We start from the raw sequence: 26,010 nt of genomic DNA on the forward strand, positions 1-26,010 counted from the left end.
TTTTGTTGTTACGCTAACACCGAAACGTGGATTTGGCACTCCTGCACAACAAATTGCAATGACAAAAAAACCCGTCACCAGAGGGCAACGGGTTTTTGTACAAACGGTGTCCCAGTCGAGCGATATTACGCTTGCTGGTTCATCAGTTCGTTAAAGGAAGTGGCTTTTTCAGTCACTTTCGCTTTATTCAGAACAGTCTCAACCGCCTGTTCTTCCAGAGCCACGTTGCGCATGTTGTCCATCAGTTCTTTGTTTTTGCTGTAGAACTCAATGACTTCAGTCGGATCTTCGTAAGCAGACGCCATCTCTTCGATCAGGCCTTTAACGCGTTCTTCGTCAGCTTTCAGCTCGTTGGTGCGAATCACTTCACCCAGCAGCAGGCCAACAACCACGCGGCGTTTTGCCTGCTCTTCGAACAGTTCACGCGGCAGTTCCAGAGCCTGTTTCTCGTTGCCACCGAAACGCTGTGCAGCCTGACGACGCAGAACGTCGATTTCGCTGTCGATCAGAGCAGCCGGAACGTCGATGTTGTTCGCGTTCACCAGACCGTCGATAGCCTGAGACTTCACGCGGTTACGCACAGCGCCTTTCAGTTCGCGTTCCATGTTTTTACGCACTTCAGCGCGCAGACCGTCAACGGAACCGTCTTCAACACCGAAGCGTTTGATGAAATCAGCCGTCAGTTCTGGCAGTTCACGCTCTTCGACTTTCTTCAGATTGATAACGAATTTCGCCGCTTTACCTTTCAGGTTTTCAGCGTGGTACTCTTCCGGGAAGGTCACATCGATGGTGAACTCTTCACCCGCTTTGTGACCTTTGATACCGTCTTCAAAGCCCGGGATCATGCGGCCCTGGCCCATTGCCAGTACGAAATCAGTCGCTTTACCGCCTTCGAACTCTTCGCCGTCAACAGAACCGGTAAAATCGATGGTGACGCGATCTTCAGCGTCAACAGCGCCTTCTTTGTCTTTCCAGGTCGCCTGCTGCTTGCGCAGGGTGTCGAGCATGGTGTCAACGTCAGCGTCGGTCACTTCTACCAGCGGTTTTTCAACTTCGATGGTTTCCAGACCTTTCAGTTCAACGTCCGGATACACTTCAAACTCAACGGCGTAGGTGAAGTCTTCACCCAGTTTGTATTCGCCCGGAACGTAGTTCGGTGCGCCAGCCGGATTGATTTTTTCTTTGATGATCGCCTCAACGAAGTTGCGGCTCATCAGGTCACCCAGCACGTCCTGGCGAACAGAGGCGCCATAACGCTGAGCAACAACATTCATCGGTACTTTACCCTTACGGAAGCCGTCGATGCGTACTTTTTTCGCAACGTTGACCAGCTCGCTTTTTACAGCGTTTTCGATGCTGTCAGCAGCGATAGTAATCGTTACACGGCGGCCAAGGCCCTGAGTGGTTTCAACTGAAACTTGCATCTTGTTACCTCAAAAAAATCACAGTGCTCGGTCAACTCTGAATTTGCCTGCGCAGTACCGGGATGAAGGTAAATCATCGTCCCTGTCGCCAGAATCATCCCGAAGACATTCCGAAAAATAAGACGCAGCATTATAGCGGCATCAAAGGGGTGAGTCGAGAACGGTGGTTGCATGTTGATGCGGCTTTTTTCACAATTCCCGGCGATTTTTTGTCTGAAAACGGTCTGTACTGTGCATTTTTCAGGCAAAATAAAACGGCCAGAAGGCCGTTTTATCATAATCTTTACGCAACATACTGGAAAACTTCCGCCCGTTGCAATGCGTTTTGTCAGGCGATGCTTCCTGCACCGCGGCACGCCGGAGAGGCAAATACCGTATCCTGTAGCCCTTCCCACTCCTTAATGGTGTAGGTATGTAACGCCAGAGCATGAACTGTAGATGCAAGTTCATCAGCCAGCGCGCCATAGATCATGCGGTGACGATTGAGAAAACGTTCGCCAGCAAAGCAGTCGCTGACCAGCACCACTTTAAAGTGGCTTTCCGATCCTGCCGGGACATTGTGACGATAGCTTTCGTCAACCACTTCCAGTAATACGGGTTTAAACGCTGCACTTAATTTTGCTTCGATTTGTTCGCGTATCATCATGACATTACTCCTTCGACAACGCTGAGATGCCGCCCATCTCTTTAAATATTAGCCGCTTTTACCGTTTCCATTACATCAAGACAACAAATATTTAGCTTTCGTCCGATATCCTCATCCAAACGGATGAGTTTTACTCTTTCATACCAACGTTTCGCTGCCATACTGCCTGCGAAACGGTAAAGAAGCGGTCAGAAAAAGCACATCACGATGAATTTACACGCGTAGCCACTTCCCCTTACCGTTGGCGATGTTATGATGGCGAGAATTTTTCTTTTACTTAACCAAAGCGTTGAGAGCCTGACATCATGTTGAAAAAAATCCTTTTCCCGTTGGTGGCCCTGTTTATGCTGGCGGGTTGCGCCACACCGCCGACCACCATCGACGTATCGCCGAAAATTGCCCTGCCGCAACAGGACCCGAGCCTGATGGGCGTCACCGTTAGCATTAACGGTGCCGATCAGCGTCAGGATCAGGCGCTGGCGAAAGTGACCCGCGACAACCAGCTGGTGACCCTCACCGCCTCCCGCGACCTGCGCTTCCTGCTGCAGGAAGTGCTGGAGAAACAGATGACCGCACGCGGTTATATGGTTGGCCCAAGCGGTGCGGTTGACCTGCAGATCATCGTGAACCAGCTGTACGCCGATGTTTCTCAGGGTAACGTACGCTATACCATCGCCACGAAAGCCGATGTTGCTATCATCGCGACTGCGAAAAACGGCAATAAAATGACGAAAAACTATCGTGCCAGCTACACGGTGGAAGGCGCCTTTACGGCAACCAACCAGAATATCGCTAATGCGGTGAATAGCGTGCTGACTGACACCATCGCCGATATGGCTCAAGACACCAGCATCCACGACTTCATCAAGCAAAACGCCCGTTAATCGCCGCAGGCTGACCCGGTGCCCTGCCGGGTCAGCAGTCAGGACTCATGACCAGTCAATACTTACGCATCTTTCAGCAGCCTAAATCAGCCATTCTGCTGATCCTCGGCTTTGCTTCCGGGCTGCCGCTGGCGCTCACATCCGGCACCCTGCAGGCATGGATGACGGTGGAAAATATCGATCTTAAAACCATCGGCTTCTTTTCACTTGTCGGACAGGCGTACGTGTTTAAATTTCTGTGGTCGCCGGTGATGGATCGCTATACCCCGCCGTTTTTTGGCCGCCGACGGGGCTGGTTATTCACCACGCAGGTCTTACTGCTTATCGCTATCGCCGCGATGGGTTTTCTCGAGCCGACCTCTCAGTTGCGCTGGATGGCGGCGCTGGCCGTGGTGATCGCCTTCTGCTCCGCCTCGCAGGATATCGTTTTTGACGCATGGAAAACCGACGTGTTGCCGCCGGAAGAGCGTGGTACGGGTGCGGCTATCAGCGTGCTGGGTTATCGTCTCGGCATGTTGATGTCTGGCGGTCTGGCACTCTGGCTGGCGGACAAATGGCTTGGCTGGCAGGGAATGTACTGGCTGATGGCAGCGTTGCTGATCCCGTGCATTATCGCCACGATGCTCGCGCCGGAACCGAGCGATGTGATCCCGGTGCCCAAAACGCTCGAACAGGCAGTCGTCGCCCCACTGCGCGATTTTTTTGGCCGCAACAATGCGTGGATCATCCTGCTGCTGATTGTGATGTATAAGCTCGGTGATGCGTTCGCCATGAGCCTCACCACCACGTTTCTGATCCGCGGCGTCGGATTTGACGCCGGGGAAGTTGGGGTGGTTAACAAAACGCTGGGGCTGTTTGCCACCATTATTGGCGCGTTGTATGGCGGAGTGCTGATGCAGCGACTGACGCTGTTCCGCGCACTGCTTATTTTCGGCATTTTGCAGGGCGCGTCCAACGCCGGTTACTGGCTGGTGTCTGTGGCTGNTGCCGTCTTTTTTGAAAACCTGTGCGGCGGTATGGGGACTTCCGCGTTTGTCGCCCTGCTGATGACGCTGTGCAACAAGTCCTTCTCTGCCACACAATTTGCGCTGTTGTCTGCTATTTCCGCCGTCGGACGCGTCTATGTCGGCCCTATCGCGGGTTGGTTTGTGGAAGCGCACGGCTGGTCGACGTTCTATCTCTTTTCTGTGGCGGCGGCCGTACCGGGGATTCTCCTGCTGCTGGTGTGCCGTCGGACGCTGGAATACACCCAACAGACGGAACATTTTATGCCACGCAGCCAGTTCAACGGCGGCTATCAGTTCGCGCTGTATATGCTGTTGCTGGGCTGTCTGCTGCTGGCACTGTGGCTGTTGATGCTGGNTGCTGGATTTTCTTGCGTTGCGAAGGACGCGATTCGCATAAAAATCCCGTATTGTTATTTGCCGTTGTAATTACATACAGTAATTATAACGGTGAATGACGTGCATAATTATGACTTGTTAATTTGTGCGCTTTAGAATTTGGAAATTATTGGCAATTTTCGGCTCCGCCTTATTTCCTTAACGATTCAGCTGCCCGGCTTTTATTTTCCCGCCTTTACGATGTCTATTATTTGCTGCTCAATTGTTAATTATTTGTATATTTCAGGCAATAGTTATACCAATTGACCACGTTGAGAATTTATTACTTCCCCTTTCGTTATAACGCTTGCGCTACGCGGCTTCTGGTTGAAAATTAGACATATTGGGTAACATATGTGACATGAGCGGCAGAACCCGGTAACACGGAACAGACACTACTCCAATCATGTTTACAGTAATGTAACCTTCCCGTAAAATGCCCACACACTTTAAACGCCACCAGATCCTGTGGAATTGAGGTCGTTACATGAGACTCAGGAAATACAATAAAAGTTTGGGATGGTTGTCATTAATCGCAGGCACTTTTTTACTCAGTGGCTGTGATTCTGCACTTCTTGACCCCAAAGGACAGATTGGACTGGAGCAACGCTCACTGATACTGACGGCATTCGGCCTGATGTTAATTGTCGTTATTCCCGCCATCTTGATGGCTGTAGGTTTTGCCTGGAAGTACCGTGCAAGCAATAAAGATGCGAAGTATAGCCCTAACTGGTCACACTCCAATAAAGTGGAAGCTGTGGTCTGGACAGTGCCAATTCTGATCATCCTGTTCCTGGCCGTACTCACCTGGAAAACCACGCACTCGCTTGAACCCAGCAAACCGCTGGCGCACGACGAACAACCGATCACCATCGAAGTGGTGTCCATGGACTGGAAATGGTTCTTCATTTATCCGGAGCAGGGCATTGCAACGGTGAACGAAATTGCCTTCCCGGCGAACGTTCCGGTTCAGTTCAAAGTTACCTCTAACTCGGTGATGAACTCGTTCTTCATCCCTCGTCTGGGTAGCCAGATTTACGCGATGGCCGGTATGCAGACCAACCTGCACCTGATCGCGAATGAAACAGGCACCTACGACGGTATCTCTGCCAGCTACAGTGGTCCGGGCTTCTCAGGTATGAAGTTCAAAGCCATCGCTACACCGGATCGCGGCACTTTCGATCAGTGGGTCGCAAAAGTGAAGCAGTCTCAGAACACCGTCAGCGATATGGCGGCGTACGAGAAACTGGCTGCACCGAGCGAGTACAACAAGGTGGAATACTTCTCCAGCGTGAAGCCGGATTTGTTTAAAGATGTTATTAACAAATTCATGGCTCACGGCGACATGCACATGGGCCAAACCGACGGTGAACACGCGTCACACGACGGGATGGAAGGCATGGACATGAGCCACGCGGAAACCGCTCACTAAGGGGCCGAGGAAGAAAACGATGTTCGGAAAATTGACACTGGATGCAGTGCCCTACCATGAACCCATTATCATGGTTACGGTGGCTGCGATTATCATCGGGGGTCTGGCGGTTCTCGCCGCGATCACGTACTTCGGTAAGTGGTCATACCTCTGGAACGAGTGGCTGACCTCTGTCGACCACAAAAAACTTGGCATTATGTATGTCATCGTCGCCATCGTCATGCTGCTGCGTGGCTTTGCCGATGCTATCATGATGCGTAGTCAGCAAGCGCTGGCATCGGCCGGGGAAGCAGGCTTCCTGCCGCCTCACCACTACGATCAGGTCTTCACCGCCCACGGCGTGATCATGATCTTCTTCGTGGCGATGCCGTTTGTTATCGGTCTGATGAACCTGGTGGTTCCGCTGCAGATCGGCGCTCGCGACGTGGCATTCCCGTTCCTGAACAACCTGAGCTTCTGGTTCACGGTTGTCGGTGTGATTCTGGTTAACCTGTCTCTCGGCGTGGGTGAGTTCGCGCAGACCGGCTGGCTGGCCCNNTGCAGCTCTCCGGTATTGGTACGACGCTGACCGGTATTAACTTCTTCGCGACGATCATCAAGATGCGCGCGCCGGGTATGGGCATGTTCAAGATGCCGGTATTTACCTGGGCATCACTGTGTGCCAACGTGCTGATTATCGCCTCCTTCCCGATCCTGACCGTGACCATCGCGTTGCTGACCCTGGACCGCTATCTGGGTACCCATTTCTTCACGAATGATATGGGTGGCAACATGATGATGTACATCAACCTGATCTGGGCCTGGGGCCATCCGGAAGTGTACATCCTGGTTCTGCCGGTCTTCGGGGTCTTCTCTGAAGTGGCGGCGGCCCTCTNNACCTCGCTGGTATGGGCAACCATCTGTATTACCGTCCTGTCGTTCATCGTTTGGCTGCACCACTTCTTTACGATGGGTGCTGGTGCGAACGTCAACGCCTTCTTCGGTATTGCCACCATGATTATCGCCATCCCGACCGGGGTGAAGATCTTCAACTGGCTGTTCACCATGTACCAGGGTCGTATCGTATTCCACTCAGCAATGCTGTGGACCATCGGCTTCATCGTCACCTTCTCTGTGGGTGGCATGACTGGCGTACTGCTGGCGGTACCGGGCGCAGACTTCGTGCTGCATAACAGCCTGTTCCTGATCGCGCACTTCCACAACGTTATCATCGGTGGCGTGGTGTTCGGTTGCTTCGCAGGTATGACCTACTGGTGGCCGAAAGCCTTTGGTTTCACGCTCAACGAAACCTGGGGTAAACGCGCATTCTGGTTCTGGATCATTGGCTTCTTCGTGGCATTTATGCCGCTGTACGTGCTGGGCTTCATGGGTATGACCCGTCGCCTGAGCCAGCAGATCGATCCGCAGTTCCACCCGATGCTGATGGTTGCCGCTTGCGGCGCCGCGCTGATTGCCTGCGGTATCCTGTGCCAGCTGATTCAGATCTACGTTTCTGTCCGCGACCGCGATCAGAACCGTGACCTGACCGGTGACCCATGGGGCGGTCGTACGCTGGAGTGGTCAACCTCCTCTCCAGCGCCGTTCTACAACTTTGCCCACGTCCCGCACATTCATGAGCGCGATGCATTCTGGGAAATGAAAGAGAAAGGCGAAGCGTACAAGAAACCTGCGGGCTATGAAGAAATTCACATGCCGAAAAACAGCGGTGCAGGCATCATCATCGCCGCCTTCGCGACTATCTTCGGCTTTGCCATGATCTGGCATATCTGGTGGATGGCGATTGCAAGCTTTGCCGGCATCATCATCTCCTGGATTGTGAAAAGCTTCGACGAGGACGTGGATTACTACGTACCGGTTGCGGAAATCGAAAAACTGGAAAACCAGCATTTCGATGAAATCACTAAAGCAGGGCTGAAAAATGGCAACTGATACTCTGACTAACGCGCACGCCCACGCGCACGAACATGGGCACCATGATTCAGGGCCGACCAAGATTTTCGGCTTCTGGATCTACCTGATGAGCGACTGTATTTTGTTCTCCATCCTGTTTGCGACCTATGCCGTTCTGGTGAACGGCACCGCGGGTGGCCCGACAGGGAAGGACATTTTCGAACTGCCGTTCGTTCTGGTTGAAACCGCCCTGCTGCTGTTCAGCTCCATCACTTATGGCATGGCGGCGATCGCCATGTATAAGAACAACAAGAGCCAGGTCATCTCCTGGCTGGTGTTGACCTGGCTGTTCGGCGCCGGATTTATCGGGATGGAAATCTATGAATTCCATCACCTGATCGTTGAAGGCATGGGCCCGGATCGCAGCGGCTTCCTGTCAGCGTTCTTTGCGCTGGTCGGCACCCACGGTCTGCACGTAACGTCCGGTCTTATCTGGATGGCGGTGCTGATGATTCAGATCGCGCGTCGCGGCCTGACCAGCACTAACCGCACCCGCATCATGTGCCTGAGCCTGTTCTGGCACTTCCTGGATGTGGTGTGGATCTGTGTGTTCTCTGTAGTTTATCTGATGGGGGCGATGTAATGAGTCATGCAACCGATCACGGCGCTTCCCACGGTAGCGTAAAAACCTACATGACAGGATTTATCCTGTCGATCATCCTGACGGTAATCCCGTTCTGGATGGTGATGAACGGTACGGCGTCCCACGGTGTCATTCTTGGCACCATTCTGGTGACCGCCGTGGTACAGATTCTGGTGCATCTGGTTTGCTTCCTGCATATGAACAGCAAGTCAGATGAGGGATGGAACCTGACAGCCTTCGTCTTCACTATACTGATCATTGCGATTGTGGTGATAGGTTCAATCTGGATCATGTGGAACCTCAACTACAACATGATGGTTCGATAAGAGCGGCGCGTATGTTTAAGCAATACCTGCAAGTAACGAAACCTGGCATCATCTTTGGCAACCTGATCTCCGTGATCGGCGGTTTCCTGCTGGCCTCAAAAGGCAGCATCGATTACCCGCTGTTCGTCTGGACGCTGGTCGGGGTTTCTCTGGTGGTGGCGTCAGGTTGCGTGTTCAACAACTACATCGACCGTGATATCGACAGGAAGATGGAAAGGACCAAGAATCGGGTGCTGGTAAAAGGCCTGATTTCACCGAAGGTCTCGCTGGTGTACGCCACCTTGTTGGGTATTGCTGGCTTCATGCTGCTGTGGTTTGGCGCCAATCCCCTGGCCTGCTGGCTGGGGGTGATGGGGTTCGTGGTTTATGTCGGCGTTTACAGCCTGTATATGAAGCGCCACTCCGTCTACGGCACGCTGATTGGCTCTCTCTCCGGCGCGGCGCCGCCGGTGATTGGCTACTGCGCGGTGACCGGTGAATTCGACAGCGGTGCGCTCATTCTGCTGGCGATTTTCAGCCTGTGGCAGATGCCTCATTCCTACGCCATCGCGATTTTCCGCTTCAAGGATTATCAGGCGGCGAACATTCCGGTTCTGCCGGTGGTGAAAGGTATCTCGGTCGCGAAAAACCACATCACGGTTTACATCATCGCCTTTGCCGTGGCGACGCTGATGCTCTCTCTGGGCGGTTACGCCGGATATAAATATCTGGTGGTAGCGGCGGCGGTGAGCGTCTGGTGGCTTGGTATGGCGCTGCGTGGATACAAAGTGGAAGATGACCGTGTCTGGGCGCGTAAACTGTTCGTCTTTTCTATCGTGGCTATCACATCGCTGTCGGTGATGATGTCCGTTGACTTTATGGTTCCGGATTCTCATAACCTGCTGACTTACGTCTGGTAAGCGGCAAGACGGTTTAAAAAGGGTGCTGCGGCACCCTTTTTCATGCGCGTAATCAAAATTCCTCAAGCGACAATCCGAAATATTGATGGGGTTAATATTTGTTCACTAAGCCTTTGTTTACCCCGCCCTCTCCCCGCTTTACACTAGGCGCAATTGATACGCTGAGGTTGGAATGAACGATTTTAAAATGACGCCGGTCGAATTGCGCGCGACCTGGGGTTTAGGGACCGTATTTTCAATGCGCATGCTTGGCATGTTTATGGTCCTGCCTGTTCTGACCACCTACGGTATGGCACTCCAGGGCGCAAGCCAGGCGCTGATTGGTCTGGCGATAGGCATTTATGGACTGATGCAGGCGATTTTTCAAATCCCTTTTGGTTTGCTTTCCGATCGTATCGGTCGTAAGCCGTTGATTATCGGCGGGCTGGTGATTTTCGCCTTCGGCAGTATCATCGCTGCGCTCTCTCATTCTATCTGGGGAGTGATACTTGGCCGCGCGTTGCAGGGCTCCGGGGCGATTGCCGCAGCGGTAATGGCGCTGCTGTCAGACCTTACGCGCGAACAGAACCGTACTAAAGCGATGGCGTTTATCGGCGTCAGCTTCGGCATTACCTTCGCCATCGCCATGGTGCTGGGGCCAATTATCACCAATGCGCTGGGGCTGAATGCGCTGTTCTGGATGATTGCCGTGCTGGCAACGCTGGGTATCGCACTCACGCTATGGGTTGTGCCGAACAGCAGCACCCATGTTCTGAACCGCGAATCGGGGATGGTCAAAGGCAGTTTCCGCAAGGTGCTCGCCGAGCCCAAACTGCTGAAGCTCAACTTCGGCATTATGTGTCTGCATATTCTACTGATGTCCACCTTCGTCGCCCTGCCCGGCCAACTGGAAGCCGCTGGTTTTCCTGCCGCCGTACACTGGAAACTCTACCTGGTGACGATGCTGATTTCGTTTGTCTCCGTGGTGCCGTTTATCATCTATGCGGAAGTAAAACGCCGCATGAAGCGGGTCTTTCTGGTCTGCGTGGCAATCCTGCTGGTTGCCGAAATCGTGCTCTGGGGCGCGGGCGATTATTTCTGGGAACTGGTGGCGGGCGTACAGCTGTTTTTCCTCGCTTTCAACCTGATGGAAGCGATGCTGCCGTCGCTGATCAGCAAAGAATCCCCTGCCGGTTATAAAGGCACGGCGATGGGCGTTTACTCCACCAGCCAGTTTCTTGGCGTGGCGATTGGCGGGTCGCTGGGCGGNTCTTTGATTCACAAACGGTGTTTTTAGTGGGCGCCCTGCTGGCAACGCTCTGGCTGTTGGTAGCCATGACGATGAGCGAACCGCCGTACGTCAGCAGTTTGCGGGTGGAAATTCCTGACAATGTGAATGCCGATGCATCGCTTCAGGCGCGTTTGCTGGCGACCAACGGCGTCAGCGAAGCGCTGGTTGTGGCAAAAGAACGCACCGTATACGTCAAAATCGACAACAAAGTGACCAACCGCTTTGAGGTCGAACAGGCGATGAAACCGGCGTAAAAAAAGCGGGGGATCCCGCTTTTTTGATTAATCGCGAAAGTTTTTAAACTGGAATGGCTGACCGAGATTGCCGCCGCGCACCAGCGCCATCACGGATTGCAGATCGTCGCGGGATTTGCCCGTCACACGGATCTCCTCCCCCTGAATTTGCGTCTGCACTTTCAGTTTGCTGTCTTTAATCAGCTTGACGATTTTCTTCGCCACGGCGCTTTCAATGCCGGTTTTCAGCTTCGCGTCCACGGACCAGGTTTTACCGCTGTGCAGGAACTCTTCCGGCACCTCAATAGAACTGCCTTCAATGCCGCGCTTCAGCAGCTTTGCCCGCAGGATATCAAGCAACTGATTGACCTGGAAATCAGACTCGCTCAGCACCTTAATGGTCTGATTCTTTTCATTCAGTTCAATGGTCGCTTCAACGTTACGGAAATCGAAACGGGTTTCCAGCTCGCGCATGGCGTTTTCGACAGCATTGCGCGCTTCCTGGATATCAACCTCAGAAACAATATCGAAAGATGGCATGTTTTACTCTCCCTCTCTTTTTGATGCGATGCATAATACCTGCAACCTGAGATAACACAACCTGTTATGCCTGTGTCTGAAGGATAGCTGATAGCGCTATACTGACAGGGATAACGCCTGTGATCGTTGCAGGTGAGGAGGAAAAATGAAGATTACCGTGCTGGGATGCGGCGCCCTCGGGCAGCTCTGGCTCAACGCCTTGCATCGTCAGGGGCATGAAGTGCAGGGATGGCTACGCGTTCCACAACCGTGGTGCAGCGTGAACCTGCAGGAAGTCGACGGTAGCGTCTTCAACGAATTGCTGACGGCCAACGACCCTGAGTTTCTACAAAACAGTGACCTTTTGCTGGTCACACTCAAGGCCTGGCAGGTCTCTACGGCGGTGAAAAATCTCGCCGGGCTGCTGCCCGCCCACTGCCCTGTTCTGCTGATCCATAACGGGATGGGAACGCTGGATGAACTGGGTACGATACAACAGCCGCTGCTGATCGGCATGACCACGCATGCGGCGCGACGCGACGGCAATGTGATCGTGCACGTCGCTAATGGCATCACCCATATTGGCCCGGCCAATGCGGCCGGACGCGATTACAGCCATCTGGCCGATACGCTGCAGGCCGCGTTACCGGACGTCGCCTGGCATAACGACATGGGAGCGTCCAGCTGGAAAAAGCTGGCGGTTAACTGCGTCATTAACCCGCTGACCGCAGTGTACGACTGCCCTAACGGCGAGCTGGTGAACTATCCGCTGGAAGTGGCGGCCAGTTTTACGTCTGGCAGGTCGTGGAGAGCACCGCGGAAAATATCTCCTCGATGCTCCAGGACGTCCGCGCCCTGCGCCATACGGAAATAGACTATATCAATGGCTATCTGCTCAAACGTGCGCGCGCCCATGGAATCAGCGTGCCGGAAAACGCCAGACTCTACGAACTGATTAAACGTAAGGAGAATGAATATGAGCGCGTCAGCACTGGTATGTCTCGCCCCTGGGAGTGAAGAAACCGAAGCGGTCACTACCATCGATCTGCTGGTACGCGGCGGGATCGCCGTGACGACCGCCAGCGTCGCCAGCGATGGCAATCTGACGGTGACCTGTTCGCGCGGCGTGAAGCTGCTGGCCGATGCGCCGCTGGTTCAGGTGGCTGATGGCGATTATGACGTGATTGTCCTGCCGGGCGGCCTGAAAGGGGCGGAAGCGTTCCGTGACAGCCCGCTGCTGGTCGAAACTGTCCGACAGTTTCATCTCTCCGGACGCATCGTCGCAGCAATCTGTGCCGCAGCTGGTACCGTTCTGGTGCCGCACGATCTCTTCCCTATCGGCAATATGACCGGCTATCCGGGGCTGAAGAATACGATCCCCGAAGAACAGTGGCAGGACAAACGTGTGGTCTGGGATCCGCGCGTCAACCTGCTTACCAGCCAGGGGCCGGGAACGGCGATTGATTTTGCACTGAAGATTATCGATTTGCTGGTCGGTCGTGAGAAAGCCCACGAGGTGGCGTCACAGCTGGTGATGGCGGCGGGGATCTATAACTATTACGAATAATCGAAAAAAGCCGGGTGGCGGCTACGCCTTACCCGGCCTACGGTATGCTGTTGTAGGCCCGGTAAGCGCAGCGCCACCGGGCAATTAATTAAGGACGATACACCTTCACGTTGGTAAAGCCCTGTTCGCGCAGATAGAGCGCCTGCAGGCGGCTCATCACACCACGCTCACACCACAGCAGCCAGGTTTTGCTCTGATCGAGATCGCCAAACTGGGTGCTCAACTTGTAGAACGGCAGTGAAACCACATCAATGCCTTCCACTTTCAGCGGCTTGTCATCCTGTTCGTCAATGGAACGGATATCGAGGATCACATCGTTCGCACCGAAACCGCTCACGGTTTCAACTTCGACAACGTCCTGCTCGGTCTGCTGGGCAATATCGCGGATATCAACGTTCGTGGCTTCGGCAACGACGGTATCGAGAATGCTGAAATCGAAATTCGCTTCTTCCGCTTCGATCTTCGCTTTAATCGCCTTCACGGTCGGGCTTTTCGAGATCACGCCGCAGTATTCCGGCATCGTGCGGGCAAAATCTTCAGTACCGATTTCGCGCGCCAGATTAATGATGTGCTCTTTATCGTAAGAAATCAGCGGACGCAGGATCAGTGTATCGGAAACGTTGTCGATGAGACGCAGGTTGGTCAGCGTCTGGCTGGATACCTGCCCCAGCGCTTCACCGGTCACCAGCGCCTGCACGCCATAGCGTTCAGCCACTTTTGACGCCGCGCGCATCATCATGCGCTTCAGCACCACGCCCATCTGACCGTCGTCGACTTTTTCGAGGATCTCGCCAACCACCGGTTCAAAGTTGATCGCCACGAAACGGACGCGGTGTGAACTGCCAAAGCGGTTCCACAGGTAGTGCGCCACCTGACGAACGCCGATTTCATGCGCCGCGCCGCCGAGGTTAAAGAAGCAGTAATGCACGCGGCAGCCGCGACGCATCAACATATAACTGGAAACGCCGGAGTCGAAACCGCCGGAAATCAGTGACAGGACATCTTCCTGAGTGCCAATCGGGAAACCGCCAATGCCTTCGTAGCGCCCTTTTACCAGCAGCAGACGGTCATCTTCGATTTCCAGATTAACGGTAACGTCCGGGTGCGTCAGCTTCACGCGCGCGGACTCAACATGCTGATTTAACCCGCCGCCGACATAACGTTCCACTTCAATAGAGCTAAACTCATGTTTACCGCGACGTTTTACGCGCACGCAGAAGGTCTTGTTTTCCAGCTTCTCGCGCCAGGCATCCAGCGTCTTCTCAAAGATATCGTGCATGGAGGTAAACGGTACGTCTTCGACCTCGAGAATATGATGAATACCAGGGATGCGGGTCAGCGCGTCGCGGATGGCCGGACGCTGGTTTTCATCTTTCGCGCGGACTTCAATGTGGTCCCAGTGGCGAACGACAGCCAGCGTCTCGTCGTAGTGCTTCAGAACGTTACGAATGTTACCGGTCAGCATTTTAATAAAGCGCAAACGCACAGATTGGCTTTTGATTGTGATTTCCGGGAACAATTTAATGATAAACTTCATGGCGGCAATGGTTCGTTGGCAAACCCTGGGTTTGCATGACAAAAAATATTGCAGCCCATACCTGAGGCTGCATCCAGGCGCGGAAGTATACCACCATCGTAGCCAACCTGCGCGTTACCATTATGCGTTATTTGCTTAGCGACCTGACTTCGTTACCATAGCGTGGTCGCCATAAAACAGAGTCAAACATTCACTATGCCAAAGAAAAATGAAGCCCCGGCCAGCTTTGAAACTGCGCTGAACGAGCTTGAACACATCGTCACTCGTCTGGAAAGCGGCGAGCTCCCGCTGGAAGAGGCGCTGAATGAATTTGAGCGCGGCGTCCAGCTGGCGCGCCAGGGGCAAAGTAAACTGCAGCAGGCCGAGCAGCGTGTACAAATCCTGCTGGCTGAAAGCGAAGATGCCCCGCTGACCCCTTTCACTCCGGACGCTGAGTAATGGATTTTTCGCAACAACTCCAGGCGTGTGTGGTTCGGGCGAATGATGCGCTGCATCGTTTCATCGATCCGCAGCCGTTTCAGAACACTCCGCTGGTTGAAGCCATGCACTACGGTGCATTATTAGGCGGGAAGCGGCTGCGTCCTTTCCTGGTGTACGCCACGGGCGACATGTTCGGTGTCAGTCTGGAAACGCTGGATGCACCCGCCGCCGCCGTTGAATGCATTCACGCCTATTCGCTGATGCATGACGATCTTCCGGCAATGGACGACGACGACTTACGCCGCGGCCAGCCTACCTGTCACATTAAATTCGGCGAAGCAAATGCGATTCTGGCGGGTGACGCCCTGCAAACGCTGGCATTTTCTATACTCAGCGATGCACCGATGACAGACGTCACCGACCGCGACCGCCTGGCGATGGTTTCAGAACTGGCGCAGGCCAGCGGCGTCGCTGGCATGTGCGGCGGCCAGGCGCTGGATCTGGCGGCCGAAGGTCAGCACGTGGATCTCGCTTCCCTGGAACGCATTCACCGCCACAAGACCGGGGCGCTTATCCGCGCGGCGGTTCGTCTCGGGGCTCTGAGCGCAGGAGCGCGAGGCCGCGCCGCCTTGCCAGTACTCTTCCAGGTTCAGGATGACATTCTTGATGTGGTGGGGGATACTGCCACGCTTGGAAAGCGCCAGGGCGCTGACCAGCAGCTCGGTAAGAGCACCTATCCCGCACTGCTGGGCCTTGAGCAGGCCCGTACGAAAGCCCGTGATTTGATTGAAGACGCCCGCCAGTCGCTGAACCAACTGGCCGCCCAATCACTGGATACCACGGCACTGGAAGCGCTAGCGGACTATATAATCCAGCGTGATAAATAAACACTAGAACCACGATGAGTTTCTGATGAGCTTTGATATAGCCAAATACCCGACGCTGGCGCTGGTGGACTCGACTCAAGAGCTGCGCCTGCTGCCGAAAGAGAGCCTGCCGAAACTGTGCGACGAACTGCGTCGTTACCTGCTCGACAGCGTGAGCCGTTCCAGCGGGCACTTCGCCTCCGGGCTTGGCACGGTGGAACTCACCGTGGCGCTGCATTACGTCTACAACACCCCGTTTGATCAGCTGGTCTGGGACGTGGGACATCAGGCTTACCCGCATAAAATCCTCACCGGGCGTCGCGATCGCATCGGCACTATTCGTCAGAAAGGCGGTCTGCATCCGTTCCCGTGGCGCGGTGAGAGTGAGTATGACGTGCTGAGCGTCGGTCACTCGTCGACCTCTATTTCCGCCGGCAGCGGTATCGCGATTGCCGCCGCGAAAGAAGGCAAACAGCGCCGCACGGTCTGCGTGATCGGCGACGGCGCCATTACCGCCGGGATGGCGTTTGAGGCGATGAACCACGCGGGCGATATCAAACCTGATATGCTGGTGATCCTCAATGACAACGAAATGTCGATTTCAGAAAACGTCGGTGCACTGAACAATCATCTGGCGCAACTGCTCTCCGGCAAGCTCTACTCCACGCTGCGCGAAGGCGGCAAAAAAGTCTTCTCCGGCGTGCCGCCAATCAAAGAACTGCTCAAACGCACCGAAGAACATATCAAAGGCATGGTGGTGCCGGGAACGCTGTTTGAAGAGCTGGGCTTTAACTACATTGGCCCGGTCGACGGGCACGACGTACTGGGGCTGGTCAATACGCTTAAAAACATGCGCGACCTGAAAGGCCCGCAGTTTTTGCACATCATGACTAAAAAAGGGCGCGGCTATGAGCCCGCCGAAAAAGACCCGATCACCTTCCACGCGGTACCCAAATTTGACCATACCAGCGGAAAACTGCCGAAAAGCAGCGGCGGTTTGCCGAGCTATTCGAAAATTTTCGGCGACTGGCTGTGCGAAACCGCGGCAAAAGACGACAAATTAATGGCTATCACCCCCGCGATGCGTGAAGGCTCCGGGATGGTGGAATTTTCGAAGAAATACCCGGATCAGTATTTTGACGTGGCGATTGCCGAGCAGCACGCGGTCACTTTCGCGGCGGGCCTGGCTATCGGCGGCTATAAGCCGGTGGTGGCGATTTACTCCACTTTCCTGCAGCGCGCTTACGATCAGGTGATCCACGACGTGGCGATTCAGAAACTGCCGGTGATGTTCGCTATTGATCGCGCGGGCATTGTCGGCGCGGACGGCCAGACGCACCAGGGCGCGTTCGATCTCTCTTTCCTGCGCTGTATTCCGGACATGGTGATCATGACGCCGAGCGACGAAAACGAATGTCGCCAGATGCTTTACACCGGCTATCACTTCAGTGACGGGCCGTGTGCGGTGCGTTATCCGCGTGGCAACGGCACCGGCGCTGAACTCCAGCCGCTGGCGGCGCTGCCGCTCGGCAAAGGGANTGGCAGAGAAACTGAACGCCACGCTGGTCGATATGCGTTTTGTTAAGCCACTGGACGAACAGCTGATTCTGGCGATGGCAGAGCAACATGAAGCGCTGGTCACGCTGGAAGAAAACGCTATTATGGGTGGAGCAGGTAGCGGCGTTAATGAAGTCCTGATGGCCCATCGCAAGCCCGTTCCGGTGCTGAATCTGGGTCTGCCGGATTTCTTTATTCCGCAAGGCACGCAGGAAGAAGCGCGCACGGAAATCGGCCTCGATGCTGCCGGAATTGAAGCGAAAATCGCCTCCTGGCTGGCATAATCCCTCCCCTTTCCGCTCCTGCTATGCTTAACGATACGATTTTGAGCAATCAGCAGGAGTGGAACCATGAAATATAATACGTTAGGAAAAACAGATCTTAAGGTTTCCCGTCTTTGCCTCGGCTGCATGACGTTCGGCGAGCCCGATCGCGGCAGACACGCCTGGACGCTGCCGGAAGAGAGCAGCCGCCCCATCATCCAGCGGGCGCTGGAAGGCGGCATCAACTTTTTTGACACCGCAAACAGTTACTCCGACGGCAGCAGCGAAGAGATTGTTGGCCGCGCACTGCGGGATTTCGCCCGCCGTGACGAGGTGGTGGTCGCCACCAAAGTGTTCCATCAGGTCGGTGATTTAGCGGAGGGCCTGTCACGCGCGCAGATCCTGCGGTCAATCGACGACAGCCTGAAGCGTCTCGGCATGGAATATGTCGATTTGCTGCAGATCCACCGCTGGGATTACAACACCCCTATTGAAGAAACCCTCGAAGCGCTGAATGACGTGGTCAAAGCGGGCAAAGCGCGTTATATCGGCGCCTCTTCCATGCACCCGTCGCAGTTTGCTCAGGCGCTCGCTCTACAGGCGCAGAACGGCTGGGCGCCCTTCGTCACCATGCAGGATCACTACAACCTGATTTACCGTGAAGAAGAGCGGGAGATGCTGCCGCTGTGCTACAAAGAAGGCGTGGCGGTGATCCCGTGGAGCCCGCTGGCGCGTGGTCGCTTAACCCGCCCCTGGGGCGAAACCACCGCGCGACTGGTGTCTGATGAATTCGGTAAAACGCTGTACAGCACCACGGAAGATAACGACGCGCAAATCGCGGAACGGCTGGCGGGTATTGCTGAAGATTTAGGGGCTACCCGCGCGCAGGTCGCGCTGGCATGGCTACTGAGCAAACCGGGCGTGGCAGCGCCGATTATTGGTACGTCGCGGAAAGAACAGCTTGATGAGTTGTTGAATGCGGTCGATATCACGCTGAAACCGGAGCAGATCGCCGAGCTGGAAACGCCGTACCAGCCGCACCCGGTAGTGGGATTTAAATAAACATTTCGCCCTCTCTCCAGCGGAGAGGGCGTTATGACTTAAAACAGCCCAATCGGCCAGTGATGGCCAATCAGATACAAAATCCCGGCAGAGAGTATCCCGGCGACAATGTCATCCACCATGATCCCCATCCCGCCGTGGACGTTGCGATCGAACCAGCGGATCGGCCACGGTTTCCACATATCCAGGATCCGGAAAATCACAAACCCCGCCACCACCCACTGCCAGTCATTGGTGGGCAGCGCCATCAGCGTGATCCACATACCGATGAACTCATCCCAGACAATACTGCCGTGGTCGTGGACACCCATGTCTTTCGCCGTCTGGTGACAGAGATAGACGCCGATACAGATCCCCAGCATCACCACCAGCGAATAGAGCTGCCACGGCAAAAACGTCATCAGATACCAGAACGGGATCGCCGCCAGCGATCCCATGGTGCCAGGTACCACCGGGCTTAAGCCACTGCCGAATCCTGTTGCCAGTAAATGCCATGGATTGAGCAAATTCAGGCGGCTTTTGGCAACATCTTTAGAGCGAGTCAAAATGATCGTACCCTTTCCAGTCCAGCGTGATATTTTTGCCATCGCGCTGGAAATGCAGTCCTTCCACTTCCGCACTGATTTGCCCGATGCAGGTAACAGGGATGCCTAAATGCCCGACAGCAACGTCCATCGCGCCGCGGTTCAGCTCCGGCACCGTAAAGCACAGCTCGTAATCTTCGCCGCCGGACAGCGCCCAGCGCAGTGCCTGCTCAGGATCAACATGGCGTTGCATCGCGTCGGAATACGGTATCGCATTGAGATCGATCCGTGCGCCGCAGCGGCTGGCTTTAAGTATGTGGCCAAGATCGGAGATCAGGCCGTCGGAAAGATCGATGGCTGAGCTTGCGAGATCGCGCAGCGCCTGGCCATGCAGAATACGCGGCGTTGGCCGCAGATGGCGCTGCTTCAGATAGCGGGCGTCTTCCGCATTCGCCACCTTCAGCCGATCCTGCAGAATCGCCAGCCCCGCCGCGCTGTCGCCCGGCGTGCCGGTGACGCAGATCCAGTCGCCCGGTTTGGCCCCTGAGCGTTTCAGGGCGCGGCCAACCGGTACATAACCATGAATGCCGAGCGTCATGGAGAGTGGACCACGCGTGGTGTCGCCGCCAATCAGCTGCATATCGTAGTAGTTAAGCTGTTCGAACAGGCTGTCGCTAAAGGCCTGCAGCCAGGGCTCATCGACCTTCGGCAGGGTCAGCGCCAGCGTCAGCCACGCCGGATCGGCGCCCATCGCCGCCAGATCGCTTAAATTCACCGCCAGCGCTTTATACGCCAGATCGGCAGGATCGATATCGGGTAAGAAATGGATACCAGAAACCAGCGTGTCTGTGCTGATCGCCAGCGTTTGTTTGTCCGGAATATTGAGGAGAGCGCAGTCGTCGCCGATGCCTGTATCGACGTCGAGACGAGAGCTTCTCACGCGATCAAAATAACGGGCAATCAGGGAAAATTCACCGCATGCCATACGTTATGCCTCAGCAGAAGAAATAAAAAAGCCGGAGATGGAGAGCAAGCTCTCAATCCCCGGCCTGTCGATTACTTTTTGTGGGGGCGAATTACCGGGGCTGCTTTATCCAGCACGCCGTTAACGAACTTGTGGCTGTCTTCCGCACCGAAGGTTTTCGCCAGTTCGATGGCTTCGTTGATAGCCACTTTGTACGGCACATCATCGCGTTTAGACAGTTCGAACAGCGCAATACGCAGCACCGCTTTCTCGACCTGACCCAGCTCTTCGAGCAGACGGGACAGATACGGCTTCATCAGGCCGTCGAGATACGCACTGTTAGTCGCCACTCCGGTCAGCAGTTCACGGAAATACACGACGTCAACATCTTTAACGTCCTGTTCCGCCAGGAACTGGTATTCAACATCAGCGATGTCGTTTTTGGACAACTGCCAGGAGTAAAGCGCCTGGACGGCACATTCACGGGCGCGGCGACGAGCAGCAGGTTTCACGGAATTCCCCTTACAAAAAAATCAGGCCTTGATGGCTTTCAATACATTAATCATTTCAAGCGCGGTCAGTGCAGCTTCTGCACCTTTGTTACCGGCTTTTGTGCCAGCACGTTCGATGGCTTGTTCAATGCTTTCAGTGGTCAGGACACCGAAAGCAACCGGGATATCGCAATCCTGAGCGACGTGCGCCAGGCCATTGCTCGCACCACCGGCCACATATTCGAAGTGAGCCGTACCGCCGCGGATAACCGTACCCAGCGCAACGACCGCATCATATTTACCGCTTTTCGCCAGGGCGCTCGCCGCCAGCGGCAGTTCGTACGCACCAGGCACCCACACCACGGTAATATTTTCATCTTTGACCTGACCAATACGTTTCAGGGCGTCAATCGCGCCGTCCAGCAGGCTGTCGTTGATGAAGTTATTGAAACGCGCAATGGTGATGGCAACGCGGGCGTTCGGAGTAGCAACGGGTGCTTCGATAATGTTCATACTTTTCCTTTACGGGTTCATTATGGCCCCGCAGGGGGGCGGATTTTATCATAATCTTTTGTGCGCTGCTTACTTTATGTCGCAGCCGACAAATGCAGACACAGATCGGGGCCGACCTGTCGTATCTCGTTGAATTTCAAATGGGGGGCATCGGCCAGTTTCTCAAGCCCCGGCAGCGCGCATAATCCACGGGCATCATTGCCTAACAGTGTAGGCGCAAGATAGACAATCAGCTCATCCACCAGACCTGCCTGCAGCAAAGCCCCGGCAAAGGTCGCGCCCGCTTCCACCCACAGACTGTTTATTTGCGCTTTACCCAGCTGCATCATCAACAGCACCAGGTCAAGATGACCGTTATGCTCAGACATCTGCAGCGAGCGAACGTTTGCCGGCCAGTTACGGGTATCGTCCTGGGCGCGCACCAGCCAGGTTTCCCCGGCTTGCTGCACAATGCGGTGTTCCGGCGTCACCTGCCCCAGTCTGTCGAGCACGATGCGCAGCGGCTGGCGCAGGTTTTCACGCGGGTACATGGACTGAGTCTGGCTGTCTAATTCCTCCCAGCGCACGGTGAGCGCCGGGTCGTCTGCCAGCACGGTGGCGCTGGTGGTAAGAATGGCATGGCTTTGCGCGCGCAGACGCTGCACGTCACGGCGCGCGGCAGGCGAGGTGATCCACTGGCTTTCGCCGCTGGCCATCGCGGTGCGACCGTCGAGCGACGCGCCAAGTTTGAGCTGAATATAGGGGAAACCGGTGCGCATGCGCTTGAGGAAGCCTTTGTTCAGCGCTTCGGCGTCGTTCATCATCAGCCCGTGGCTGACCTCAATGCCCGCCTGTTTCAGGCGGTGCAGACCGCGACCGGCCACCTGCGGGTTAGGATCCTGCATCGCGGCGACTACCCGCGACACGCCTGCGGCAATTAACGCGTCGCAGCACGGCGGCGTGCGCCCGTGATGGCTGCATGGTTCCAGCGTGACGTACGCCGTCGCGCCTTTGGCTTTCTCCCCCGCCATGCGCAGCGCGTGCACTTCGGCATGCGGTTCACCCGCGCGATAGTGAAAACCTTCGCCGACAATCTCGCCATGATTAACAATCACACACCCTACCTGAGGATTGGGATGCGTGGTGAAACGACCGCGCTGCGCCAGTTTCAGCGCACGCGCCATGTAAATTTCATCCGACATGGCTTAATCCTGTAGACGGGCGATCTCTTCGCCGAACTCTTTAATATCTTCAAAGCTGCGGTAAACCGAGGCAAAGCGGATATAGGCGACTTTATCGAGCTTCTTCAGTTGCTCCATCACCAGATTGCCGATCATTTTGCTCGGCACTTCGCGTTCGCCGGAGGCGCGCAATTGCGATTTAATATGGTTGAGCGCAATTTCGACGTCATCGGAGCTGACCGGACGCTTTTCCAGCGCTTTCAGCATGCCGCTGCGCAATTTGTCTTCATTAAACGGCTCACGCACGTCATTGCTTTTCACCACACGCGGCATAACCAGTTCAGCCACTTCAAAGGTGGTGAAACGTTCGTTGCACACCAGACACTGCCGACGGCGACGAACCGACGAGCCTTCACCCACCAGGCGTGAATCGATAACTTTTGTATCTACGGCGAAACAAAATGGGCAATGCATAGCGCGTCCTGACTGTGGAATTAACTGAAATCCATTTTACCCTGTTCTGACCCGACAACAAAGGAAGAGCGCGTTTTGAGACAAACAGCAGATGCCAGAAAGCGCTTTGCTGGCTACCATTAAGCCAACGAGTGTTTCAAGGAAAAATGAGATGAAGACAAGACGTTACCTAAGAATTCTCCTGGTGGGAAGCCTCTTTTCCCTCAGCGCCTGCGCACAGCAAAGCGAAGTGCGTCAATTGCATCAAAGTGTGAGCACGCTGAACAAAGAGATGACGCAGCTCAATAAGGAAACGGTAAAAATTACGCAGCAGAATCGGCTAAATGCGCAGTCCAGCAACGGCGTTTATTTGTTGCCGGGTTCTAACACCCCCGCGCGACTCGAGAGCCAGATCGGCACCCTGCGGATGTCACTATTGAACGCGGCGCAAAACGCCCAGGGCACCCGGGTGACGCTGCGTATTCAGGGTGAATCGAACGATCCGCTGCCGGCCTTTAGCGGCACCGTTGAGTGGGGGCAGATTCAGGGCACCACGGAAAGCTTCCAGGAAGTTAACGTACAGAATCAATTGATCAACGCCCCGGCCAGCGTACTGGCACCGAGCGATGTGAATATTCCGCTTCAGCTTAACGGCATTTCGCCGGAGCAGTTAGGTTTCGTGCGCATCCACGACATCCAGCCTGCGGTTCAGCCTTAACCGCTTTTCCCCATCACCGGATGGCCCCACCGCCATCCGGTTCTCGCTGCGTAAATATTCAGCAATAACTCAGAAGAAATGTCGCTTTTCCGCAGCGAACATTTGGCAACATTTAACAATCTCAGTACAATCCCGGCCAGCCAAAGCACGCAAACGTGAACGCAATCGATTACGTGAATGAGAGATCTGTGAAACAAGACATATTTTTGTGAGCAATGATTTCTATAATAGGCACCCAGAAACACGAAACATTCAGAAACGTTAAAACAACTCTAATAACTCCCTCCTCAGGGGTTTTAATCAGTGGCTAATATGATGAAAAAAACATTACTGGCAGCCGGTGCTGCACTGGCGCTTTCCGCCTCTTTCACTGCCAGCGCGGCAGAAACCGACAAACCGGAGTATGTCTCCGACTGGTGGCACCAGAGCGTTAATGTGGTAGGCAGCTACCACACCCGCTTTGGACCGCTGATCCGCAACGATACCTACCTGGAATATGAAGCCTTCGCCAAAAAAGACTGGTTTGATTTCTATGGTTACATCGATGCACCGGTTTTCTTCGGCGGTAACACCGAAGCAAAAGGTATCTGGAACAACGGTTCTCCGCTGTTTATGGAAATCGAACCGCGTTTCTCCATCGATAAGCTGACCGGCACCAGCCTGGCGTTTGGTCCGTTCAAAGAGTGGTATTTCGCTAACAACTATATCTACGATATGGGTCGCAACGATTCTCAGGAGCAGAGCACCTGGTACATGGGTCTGGGTACCGATGTGGAAACCGGTCTGCCAATGAGCCTGTCCCTGAACGTGTATGCGAAATACCAGTGGCAGAACTACGGCGCTTCTAACGAAAACGAGTGGGATGGCTACCGTTTCAAAGTGAAATACTTTGTGCCGATCACCCAACTGTGGGGCGGCCAACTGAGCTACATCGGCTTCACCAACTTTGACTGGGGTTCAGATCTGGGCGACGACACCTTCTATGACAACAACGGGAAGCACGCGCGCACCAGCGATTCCATCGCCTCCAGCCACATCCTGGCGCTGAACTACGATCACTGGCATTACTCGGTTGTTGCCCGTTACTGGCACAACGGCGGTCAGTGGGCGGACGATGCCAGCCTGAACTTCGGTAAAGGCGACTTCAGCGTTCGCTCTACCGGCTGGGGTGGCTACCTGGTGGTGGGTTACAACTTCTAATCCCCGCCCTGCCCAAAAAGCCAGCCTTCGCGCTGGCTTTTTTAATGCGTTTCGACCCGCTTCACCTTGCGTAAAAAATCGCTGAGCGAGCGGTCTGCCCGTTCACTGAAACGCCTGTCGAGCGTGGTGATATTCAGGCAGCGATCGAGACGAAAACAGCGATAATCCTCCCGCCGTTCGCACCAGGTCACCAGCAGCCAGTGCTCGCCNCCAGAAAAACAGCCCCAGCGGTTGTACGTTGCGCCACGAGAGCTGCCCGGACTCATCACGGTAGTGCAGCGCCAGCACCTGTTGCGCAGAAATAGCGTGATGGATTTGATCAAACACGCTGCGGGAATGCGACTGCAGGCCGAGATCCGGCGCGAAAATGCGCGTTTGCTCCGCTTTACGCCGACTCTCTTCCGGCAGTATCGCCAGGATCTTCTCCTGCGCCGATTCCAGCGACTGCGACAGCATCTCACCACCCCAGGTTTTCAGCAGTCGAATCGCCACAATCAGCGCTTCTGACTCGTGAGTGGTCAGCATCAGCGGCGGCAAATCAAAACCGTCCATCAACCGGTAACCGCTGCCCGCTTCGCCTTCCACCGGCACGCCGGAGATAGACAGATCGCGGATATCGCGATAAATCGTCCGTTCGGAGACGCCTAAACGCTCCGCCAACAGCGCCGCCGTGGTCAGCCGCCTGCCACGCAGGATCTGCACAATCTGAAACAGTCGGTCGGCGCGTCGGGACATGGTCTCTCCGGGTCAGAAGTTAAAGCGGCGGCTGATGCAGGCCAATGCGGTTGCCTTCGCTGTCCATAAACAGAGCGATGGAGCCAATATCCTCTGGCAGTTCCAGCGGGCCAAAGACGCACTCACCACCGGCGGCGGTCACCCGCTCCAGCGTCGCGTTCAGATCGCTGGTATGTAAATAGATAATACAACCCTGTGCCGAGGGCGTGAAATGTTCGAATTTCACCAGCGCGCCGCCGGTCGCGGGATCCTGGTACGGAAACACCGCCATCTCAACGTTCGACATATTTTCATAGCGCAGCGAAAGCTGCATGACCGACTCATAGAACGCCATCGCGCGCTTCAGATCGACAGTAGGAATTTCAAACCAGTTGATGATGTTTTTCATAGTGACTCCAGTTGTTGTGTGGGAACAACTGGAGTCTACGACAG

At 54.9% G+C, this 26,010-nt stretch carries 22 protein-coding genes and 6 pseudogenes; 16 read left to right on the plus strand and 12 right to left on the minus strand.

Going from position 1 to position 26,010, the window contains the following annotated elements:
* Window positions 1-125 precede the first annotated feature (125 nt).
* Together tig and bolA are read right to left on the minus strand one after the other, a co-directional pair.
* Window positions 126-1,424 carry a trigger factor gene (gene tig / locus GM30_RS07895; RefSeq protein ID WP_049848164.1) on the minus strand — a complete coding sequence of 433 codons (1,299 nt, stop codon included), beginning with the start codon at window positions 1,422-1,424 and terminating at the stop codon, window positions 126-128.
* 328 nt (window positions 1,425-1,752) lie between these two features.
* A complete protein-coding gene (gene bolA, locus GM30_RS07900; protein ID WP_049848165.1) occupies window positions 1,753-2,070 on the minus strand; it encodes a transcriptional regulator BolA in 318 nt (105 codons plus the stop codon).
* A 305-nt stretch (window positions 2,071-2,375) separates the two neighbouring features.
* On the opposite strand from bolA, the gene GM30_RS07905 reads away from it, so the two are divergent.
* The 8 genes and pseudogenes from GM30_RS07905 to GM30_RS07940 all read left to right on the plus strand — a co-directional run bounded on the left by GM30_RS07905 (window position 2,376) and on the right by GM30_RS07940 (window position 11,050).
* Entirely contained in the window at window positions 2,376-2,954 is a 579-nt protein-coding gene (locus GM30_RS07905; RefSeq protein WP_049848166.1) for a lipoprotein, read from the plus strand.
* A 47-nt stretch (window positions 2,955-3,001) separates the two neighbouring features.
* Window positions 3,002-4,315 (plus strand): annotated as a pseudogene (ampG, locus tag GM30_RS07910) (muropeptide MFS transporter AmpG); the annotation flags it as partial.
* 508 nt (window positions 4,316-4,823) lie between these two features.
* Window positions 4,824-5,768: a cytochrome o ubiquinol oxidase subunit II gene (gene cyoA, locus GM30_RS07915; protein WP_049848167.1), complete on the plus strand. Its 945-nt coding sequence runs from the start codon at window positions 4,824-4,826 to the stop codon at window positions 5,766-5,768.
* A 19-nt stretch (window positions 5,769-5,787) separates the two neighbouring features.
* A pseudogene (gene cyoB, locus GM30_RS07920) lies at window positions 5,788-7,697 on the plus strand (cytochrome o ubiquinol oxidase subunit I).
* Complete coding sequence (locus GM30_RS07925) at window positions 7,687-8,301, plus strand: cytochrome o ubiquinol oxidase subunit III (protein ID WP_049848168.1); 615 nt, start codon at window positions 7,687-7,689, stop codon at window positions 8,299-8,301. Before cyoB ends, GM30_RS07925 begins: the two are co-directional and overlap by 11 nt.
* Complete coding sequence (locus GM30_RS07930; protein WP_038155109.1) at window positions 8,301-8,627, plus strand: cytochrome o ubiquinol oxidase subunit IV; 327 nt, start codon at window positions 8,301-8,303, stop codon at window positions 8,625-8,627. The genes GM30_RS07925 and GM30_RS07930 overlap by 1 nt, the downstream gene beginning before the upstream one ends.
* Window positions 8,628-8,638: 11 nt before the next feature.
* Window positions 8,639-9,526, plus strand: coding sequence for a heme o synthase (cyoE, locus tag GM30_RS07935; protein ID WP_049848169.1), 888 nt, complete (start codon window positions 8,639-8,641; stop codon window positions 9,524-9,526).
* A 172-nt stretch (window positions 9,527-9,698) separates the two neighbouring features.
* Window positions 9,699-11,050 (plus strand): annotated as a pseudogene (locus GM30_RS07940) (MFS transporter).
* A gap of 27 nt (window positions 11,051-11,077) precedes the next feature.
* On the opposite strand, the gene GM30_RS07945 reads toward GM30_RS07940, so the two are convergent.
* Entirely contained in the window at window positions 11,078-11,569 is a 492-nt protein-coding gene (locus GM30_RS07945; RefSeq protein ID WP_049848170.1) for a YajQ family cyclic di-GMP-binding protein, read from the minus strand.
* Window positions 11,570-11,714: 145 nt separating this feature from the next.
* On the opposite strand from GM30_RS07945, the pseudogene GM30_RS07950 reads away from it, so the two are divergent.
* Window positions 11,715-12,565, plus strand: a pseudogene (locus GM30_RS07950) (2-dehydropantoate 2-reductase).
* Window positions 12,525-13,115 carry a protein deglycase YajL gene (gene yajL / locus GM30_RS07955; RefSeq protein WP_049848171.1) on the plus strand — a complete coding sequence of 197 codons (591 nt, stop codon included), beginning with the start codon at window positions 12,525-12,527 and terminating at the stop codon, window positions 13,113-13,115. The pseudogene GM30_RS07950 and the gene yajL overlap by 41 nt, the downstream one beginning before the upstream one ends.
* An 88-nt stretch (window positions 13,116-13,203) precedes the next feature.
* Here yajL and thiI read toward each other — a convergent pair whose 3' ends face one another.
* On the minus strand, window positions 13,204-14,652 hold the full coding sequence (gene thiI / locus GM30_RS07960; protein ID WP_049848172.1) for a tRNA uracil 4-sulfurtransferase ThiI: 1,449 nt from the start codon (window positions 14,650-14,652) through the stop codon (window positions 13,204-13,206).
* A gap of 195 nt (window positions 14,653-14,847) precedes the next feature.
* Here thiI and xseB point away from each other — a divergent pair, with 195 nt between their 5' ends.
* The 4 genes and pseudogenes from xseB to GM30_RS07980 all read left to right on the plus strand — a co-directional run bounded on the left by xseB (window position 14,848) and on the right by GM30_RS07980 (window position 18,820).
* Window positions 14,848-15,090 (plus strand): exodeoxyribonuclease VII small subunit, encoded by a 243-nt coding sequence (gene xseB, locus GM30_RS07965; RefSeq protein ID WP_049848173.1) that lies wholly within the window; start codon window positions 14,848-14,850, stop codon window positions 15,088-15,090.
* The gene (ispA, locus tag GM30_RS07970) at window positions 15,090-15,959 is read left to right on the plus strand and encodes a (2E,6E)-farnesyl diphosphate synthase (protein WP_049848174.1); all 870 of its coding nucleotides are present in this window, start codon (window positions 15,090-15,092) and stop codon (window positions 15,957-15,959) included. Before xseB ends, ispA begins: the two co-directional genes overlap by 1 nt.
* Before the next feature lie 25 nt (window positions 15,960-15,984).
* Window positions 15,985-17,779: pseudogene (gene dxs / locus GM30_RS07975) on the plus strand (1-deoxy-D-xylulose-5-phosphate synthase).
* 66 nt (window positions 17,780-17,845) lie between these two features.
* The gene (locus GM30_RS07980) at window positions 17,846-18,820 is read left to right on the plus strand and encodes an aldo/keto reductase (protein WP_049848175.1); all 975 of its coding nucleotides are present in this window, start codon (window positions 17,846-17,848) and stop codon (window positions 18,818-18,820) included.
* A gap of 38 nt (window positions 18,821-18,858) precedes the next feature.
* Here GM30_RS07980 and pgpA read toward each other — a convergent pair whose 3' ends face one another.
* The 6 genes from pgpA to nrdR form a co-directional block, all read right to left on the minus strand.
* Complete coding sequence (gene pgpA / locus GM30_RS07985; protein WP_072094071.1) at window positions 18,859-19,407, minus strand: phosphatidylglycerophosphatase A; 549 nt, start codon at window positions 19,405-19,407, stop codon at window positions 18,859-18,861.
* Window positions 19,352-20,329 carry a thiamine-phosphate kinase gene (gene thiL / locus GM30_RS07990; RefSeq protein WP_049848177.1) on the minus strand — a complete coding sequence of 326 codons (978 nt, stop codon included), beginning with the start codon at window positions 20,327-20,329 and terminating at the stop codon, window positions 19,352-19,354. The genes pgpA and thiL overlap by 56 nt, the downstream gene beginning before the upstream one ends.
* 71 nt (window positions 20,330-20,400) lie before the next feature.
* Window positions 20,401-20,820 (minus strand): transcription antitermination factor NusB, encoded by a 420-nt coding sequence (nusB, locus tag GM30_RS07995; RefSeq protein ID WP_049848178.1) that lies wholly within the window; start codon window positions 20,818-20,820, stop codon window positions 20,401-20,403.
* A gap of 21 nt (window positions 20,821-20,841) precedes the next feature.
* Window positions 20,842-21,312, minus strand: coding sequence for a 6,7-dimethyl-8-ribityllumazine synthase (gene ribH, locus GM30_RS08000; protein WP_049848179.1), 471 nt, complete (start codon window positions 21,310-21,312; stop codon window positions 20,842-20,844).
* Window positions 21,313-21,386: 74 nt separating this feature from the next.
* Window positions 21,387-22,493, minus strand: a complete 1,107-nt coding sequence (ribD, locus tag GM30_RS08005; RefSeq protein WP_049848180.1) for a bifunctional diaminohydroxyphosphoribosylaminopyrimidine deaminase/5-amino-6-(5-phosphoribosylamino)uracil reductase RibD — start codon at window positions 22,491-22,493, stop codon at window positions 21,387-21,389.
* Between the two features lie 3 nt (window positions 22,494-22,496).
* Entirely contained in the window at window positions 22,497-22,946 is a 450-nt protein-coding gene (gene nrdR / locus GM30_RS08010) for a transcriptional regulator NrdR (RefSeq protein ID WP_038155143.1), read from the minus strand.
* A gap of 151 nt (window positions 22,947-23,097) precedes the next feature.
* Here nrdR and GM30_RS08015 point away from each other — a divergent pair, with 151 nt between their 5' ends.
* Both GM30_RS08015 and GM30_RS08020 read left to right on the plus strand, forming a co-directional pair.
* Window positions 23,098-23,643: a SadB/YajI family lipoprotein gene (locus GM30_RS08015; protein ID WP_049848181.1), complete on the plus strand. Its 546-nt coding sequence runs from the start codon at window positions 23,098-23,100 to the stop codon at window positions 23,641-23,643.
* A 315-nt stretch (window positions 23,644-23,958) separates the two neighbouring features.
* The gene (locus GM30_RS08020) at window positions 23,959-24,843 is read left to right on the plus strand and encodes a nucleoside-specific channel-forming protein Tsx (protein ID WP_049848193.1); all 885 of its coding nucleotides are present in this window, start codon (window positions 23,959-23,961) and stop codon (window positions 24,841-24,843) included.
* A gap of 41 nt (window positions 24,844-24,884) precedes the next feature.
* Here the strand turns inward: GM30_RS08020 and GM30_RS08025 are convergent.
* Window positions 24,885-25,578: pseudogene (locus tag GM30_RS08025) on the minus strand (helix-turn-helix transcriptional regulator).
* 19 nt (window positions 25,579-25,597) lie between these two features.
* Window positions 25,598-25,966 carry a VOC family protein gene (locus tag GM30_RS08030; RefSeq protein WP_049848182.1) on the minus strand — a complete coding sequence of 123 codons (369 nt, stop codon included), beginning with the start codon at window positions 25,964-25,966 and terminating at the stop codon, window positions 25,598-25,600.
* Window positions 25,967-26,010: the final 44 nt, after the last annotated feature.

It is taken from the genome of Trabulsiella odontotermitis (assembly GCF_001188485.1).
GTDB classification, from domain to species: Bacteria; Pseudomonadota; Gammaproteobacteria; order Enterobacterales; family Enterobacteriaceae; genus Trabulsiella; species Trabulsiella odontotermitis_A.

What these genes read in the sequence shown, in the direction of transcription:
- thiL (WP_049848177.1), bottom strand. Translation starts at nt 20,329, where the DNA reads ATGGCATGCGGTGAATTTTCCCTGATTGCCCGTTATTTTGATCGCGTG.
- nrdR (WP_038155143.1), bottom strand. Translation starts at nt 22,946, where the DNA reads ATGCATTGCCCATTTTGTTTCGCCGTAGATACAAAAGTTATCGATTCA.
- ispA (WP_049848174.1), top strand. Translation starts at nt 15,090, where the DNA reads ATGGATTTTTCGCAACAACTCCAGGCGTGTGTGGTTCGGGCGAATGAT.
- GM30_RS07945 (WP_049848170.1), bottom strand. Translation starts at nt 11,569, where the DNA reads ATGCCATCTTTCGATATTGTTTCTGAGGTTGATATCCAGGAAGCGCGC.
- thiI (WP_049848172.1), bottom strand. Translation starts at nt 14,652, where the DNA reads ATGAAGTTTATCATTAAATTGTTCCCGGAAATCACAATCAAAAGCCAA.
- yajL (WP_049848171.1), top strand. Translation starts at nt 12,525, where the DNA reads ATGAGCGCGTCAGCACTGGTATGTCTCGCCCCTGGGAGTGAAGAAACC.
- pgpA (WP_072094071.1), bottom strand. Translation starts at nt 19,407, where the DNA reads ATGGCAAAAATATCACGCTGGACTGGAAAGGGTACGATCATTTTGACT.
- ribH (WP_049848179.1), bottom strand. Translation starts at nt 21,312, where the DNA reads ATGAACATTATCGAAGCACCCGTTGCTACTCCGAACGCCCGCGTTGCC.
- xseB (WP_049848173.1), top strand. Translation starts at nt 14,848, where the DNA reads ATGCCAAAGAAAAATGAAGCCCCGGCCAGCTTTGAAACTGCGCTGAAC.
- bolA (WP_049848165.1), bottom strand. Translation starts at nt 2,070, where the DNA reads ATGATGATACGCGAACAAATCGAAGCAAAATTAAGTGCAGCGTTTAAA.
- GM30_RS07980 (WP_049848175.1), top strand. Translation starts at nt 17,846, where the DNA reads ATGAAATATAATACGTTAGGAAAAACAGATCTTAAGGTTTCCCGTCTT.
- GM30_RS07930 (WP_038155109.1), top strand. Translation starts at nt 8,301, where the DNA reads ATGAGTCATGCAACCGATCACGGCGCTTCCCACGGTAGCGTAAAAACC.
- cyoE (WP_049848169.1), top strand. Translation starts at nt 8,639, where the DNA reads ATGTTTAAGCAATACCTGCAAGTAACGAAACCTGGCATCATCTTTGGC.
- ribD (WP_049848180.1), bottom strand. Translation starts at nt 22,493, where the DNA reads ATGTCGGATGAAATTTACATGGCGCGTGCGCTGAAACTGGCGCAGCGC.
- tig (WP_049848164.1), bottom strand. Translation starts at nt 1,424, where the DNA reads ATGCAAGTTTCAGTTGAAACCACTCAGGGCCTTGGCCGCCGTGTAACG.
- cyoA (WP_049848167.1), top strand. Translation starts at nt 4,824, where the DNA reads ATGAGACTCAGGAAATACAATAAAAGTTTGGGATGGTTGTCATTAATC.
- GM30_RS07905 (WP_049848166.1), top strand. Translation starts at nt 2,376, where the DNA reads ATGTTGAAAAAAATCCTTTTCCCGTTGGTGGCCCTGTTTATGCTGGCG.
- GM30_RS08020 (WP_049848193.1), top strand. Translation starts at nt 23,959, where the DNA reads ATGAAAAAAACATTACTGGCAGCCGGTGCTGCACTGGCGCTTTCCGCC.
- GM30_RS07925 (WP_049848168.1), top strand. Translation starts at nt 7,687, where the DNA reads ATGGCAACTGATACTCTGACTAACGCGCACGCCCACGCGCACGAACAT.
- GM30_RS08030 (WP_049848182.1), bottom strand. Translation starts at nt 25,966, where the DNA reads ATGAAAAACATCATCAACTGGTTTGAAATTCCTACTGTCGATCTGAAG.
- GM30_RS08015 (WP_049848181.1), top strand. Translation starts at nt 23,098, where the DNA reads ATGAAGACAAGACGTTACCTAAGAATTCTCCTGGTGGGAAGCCTCTTT.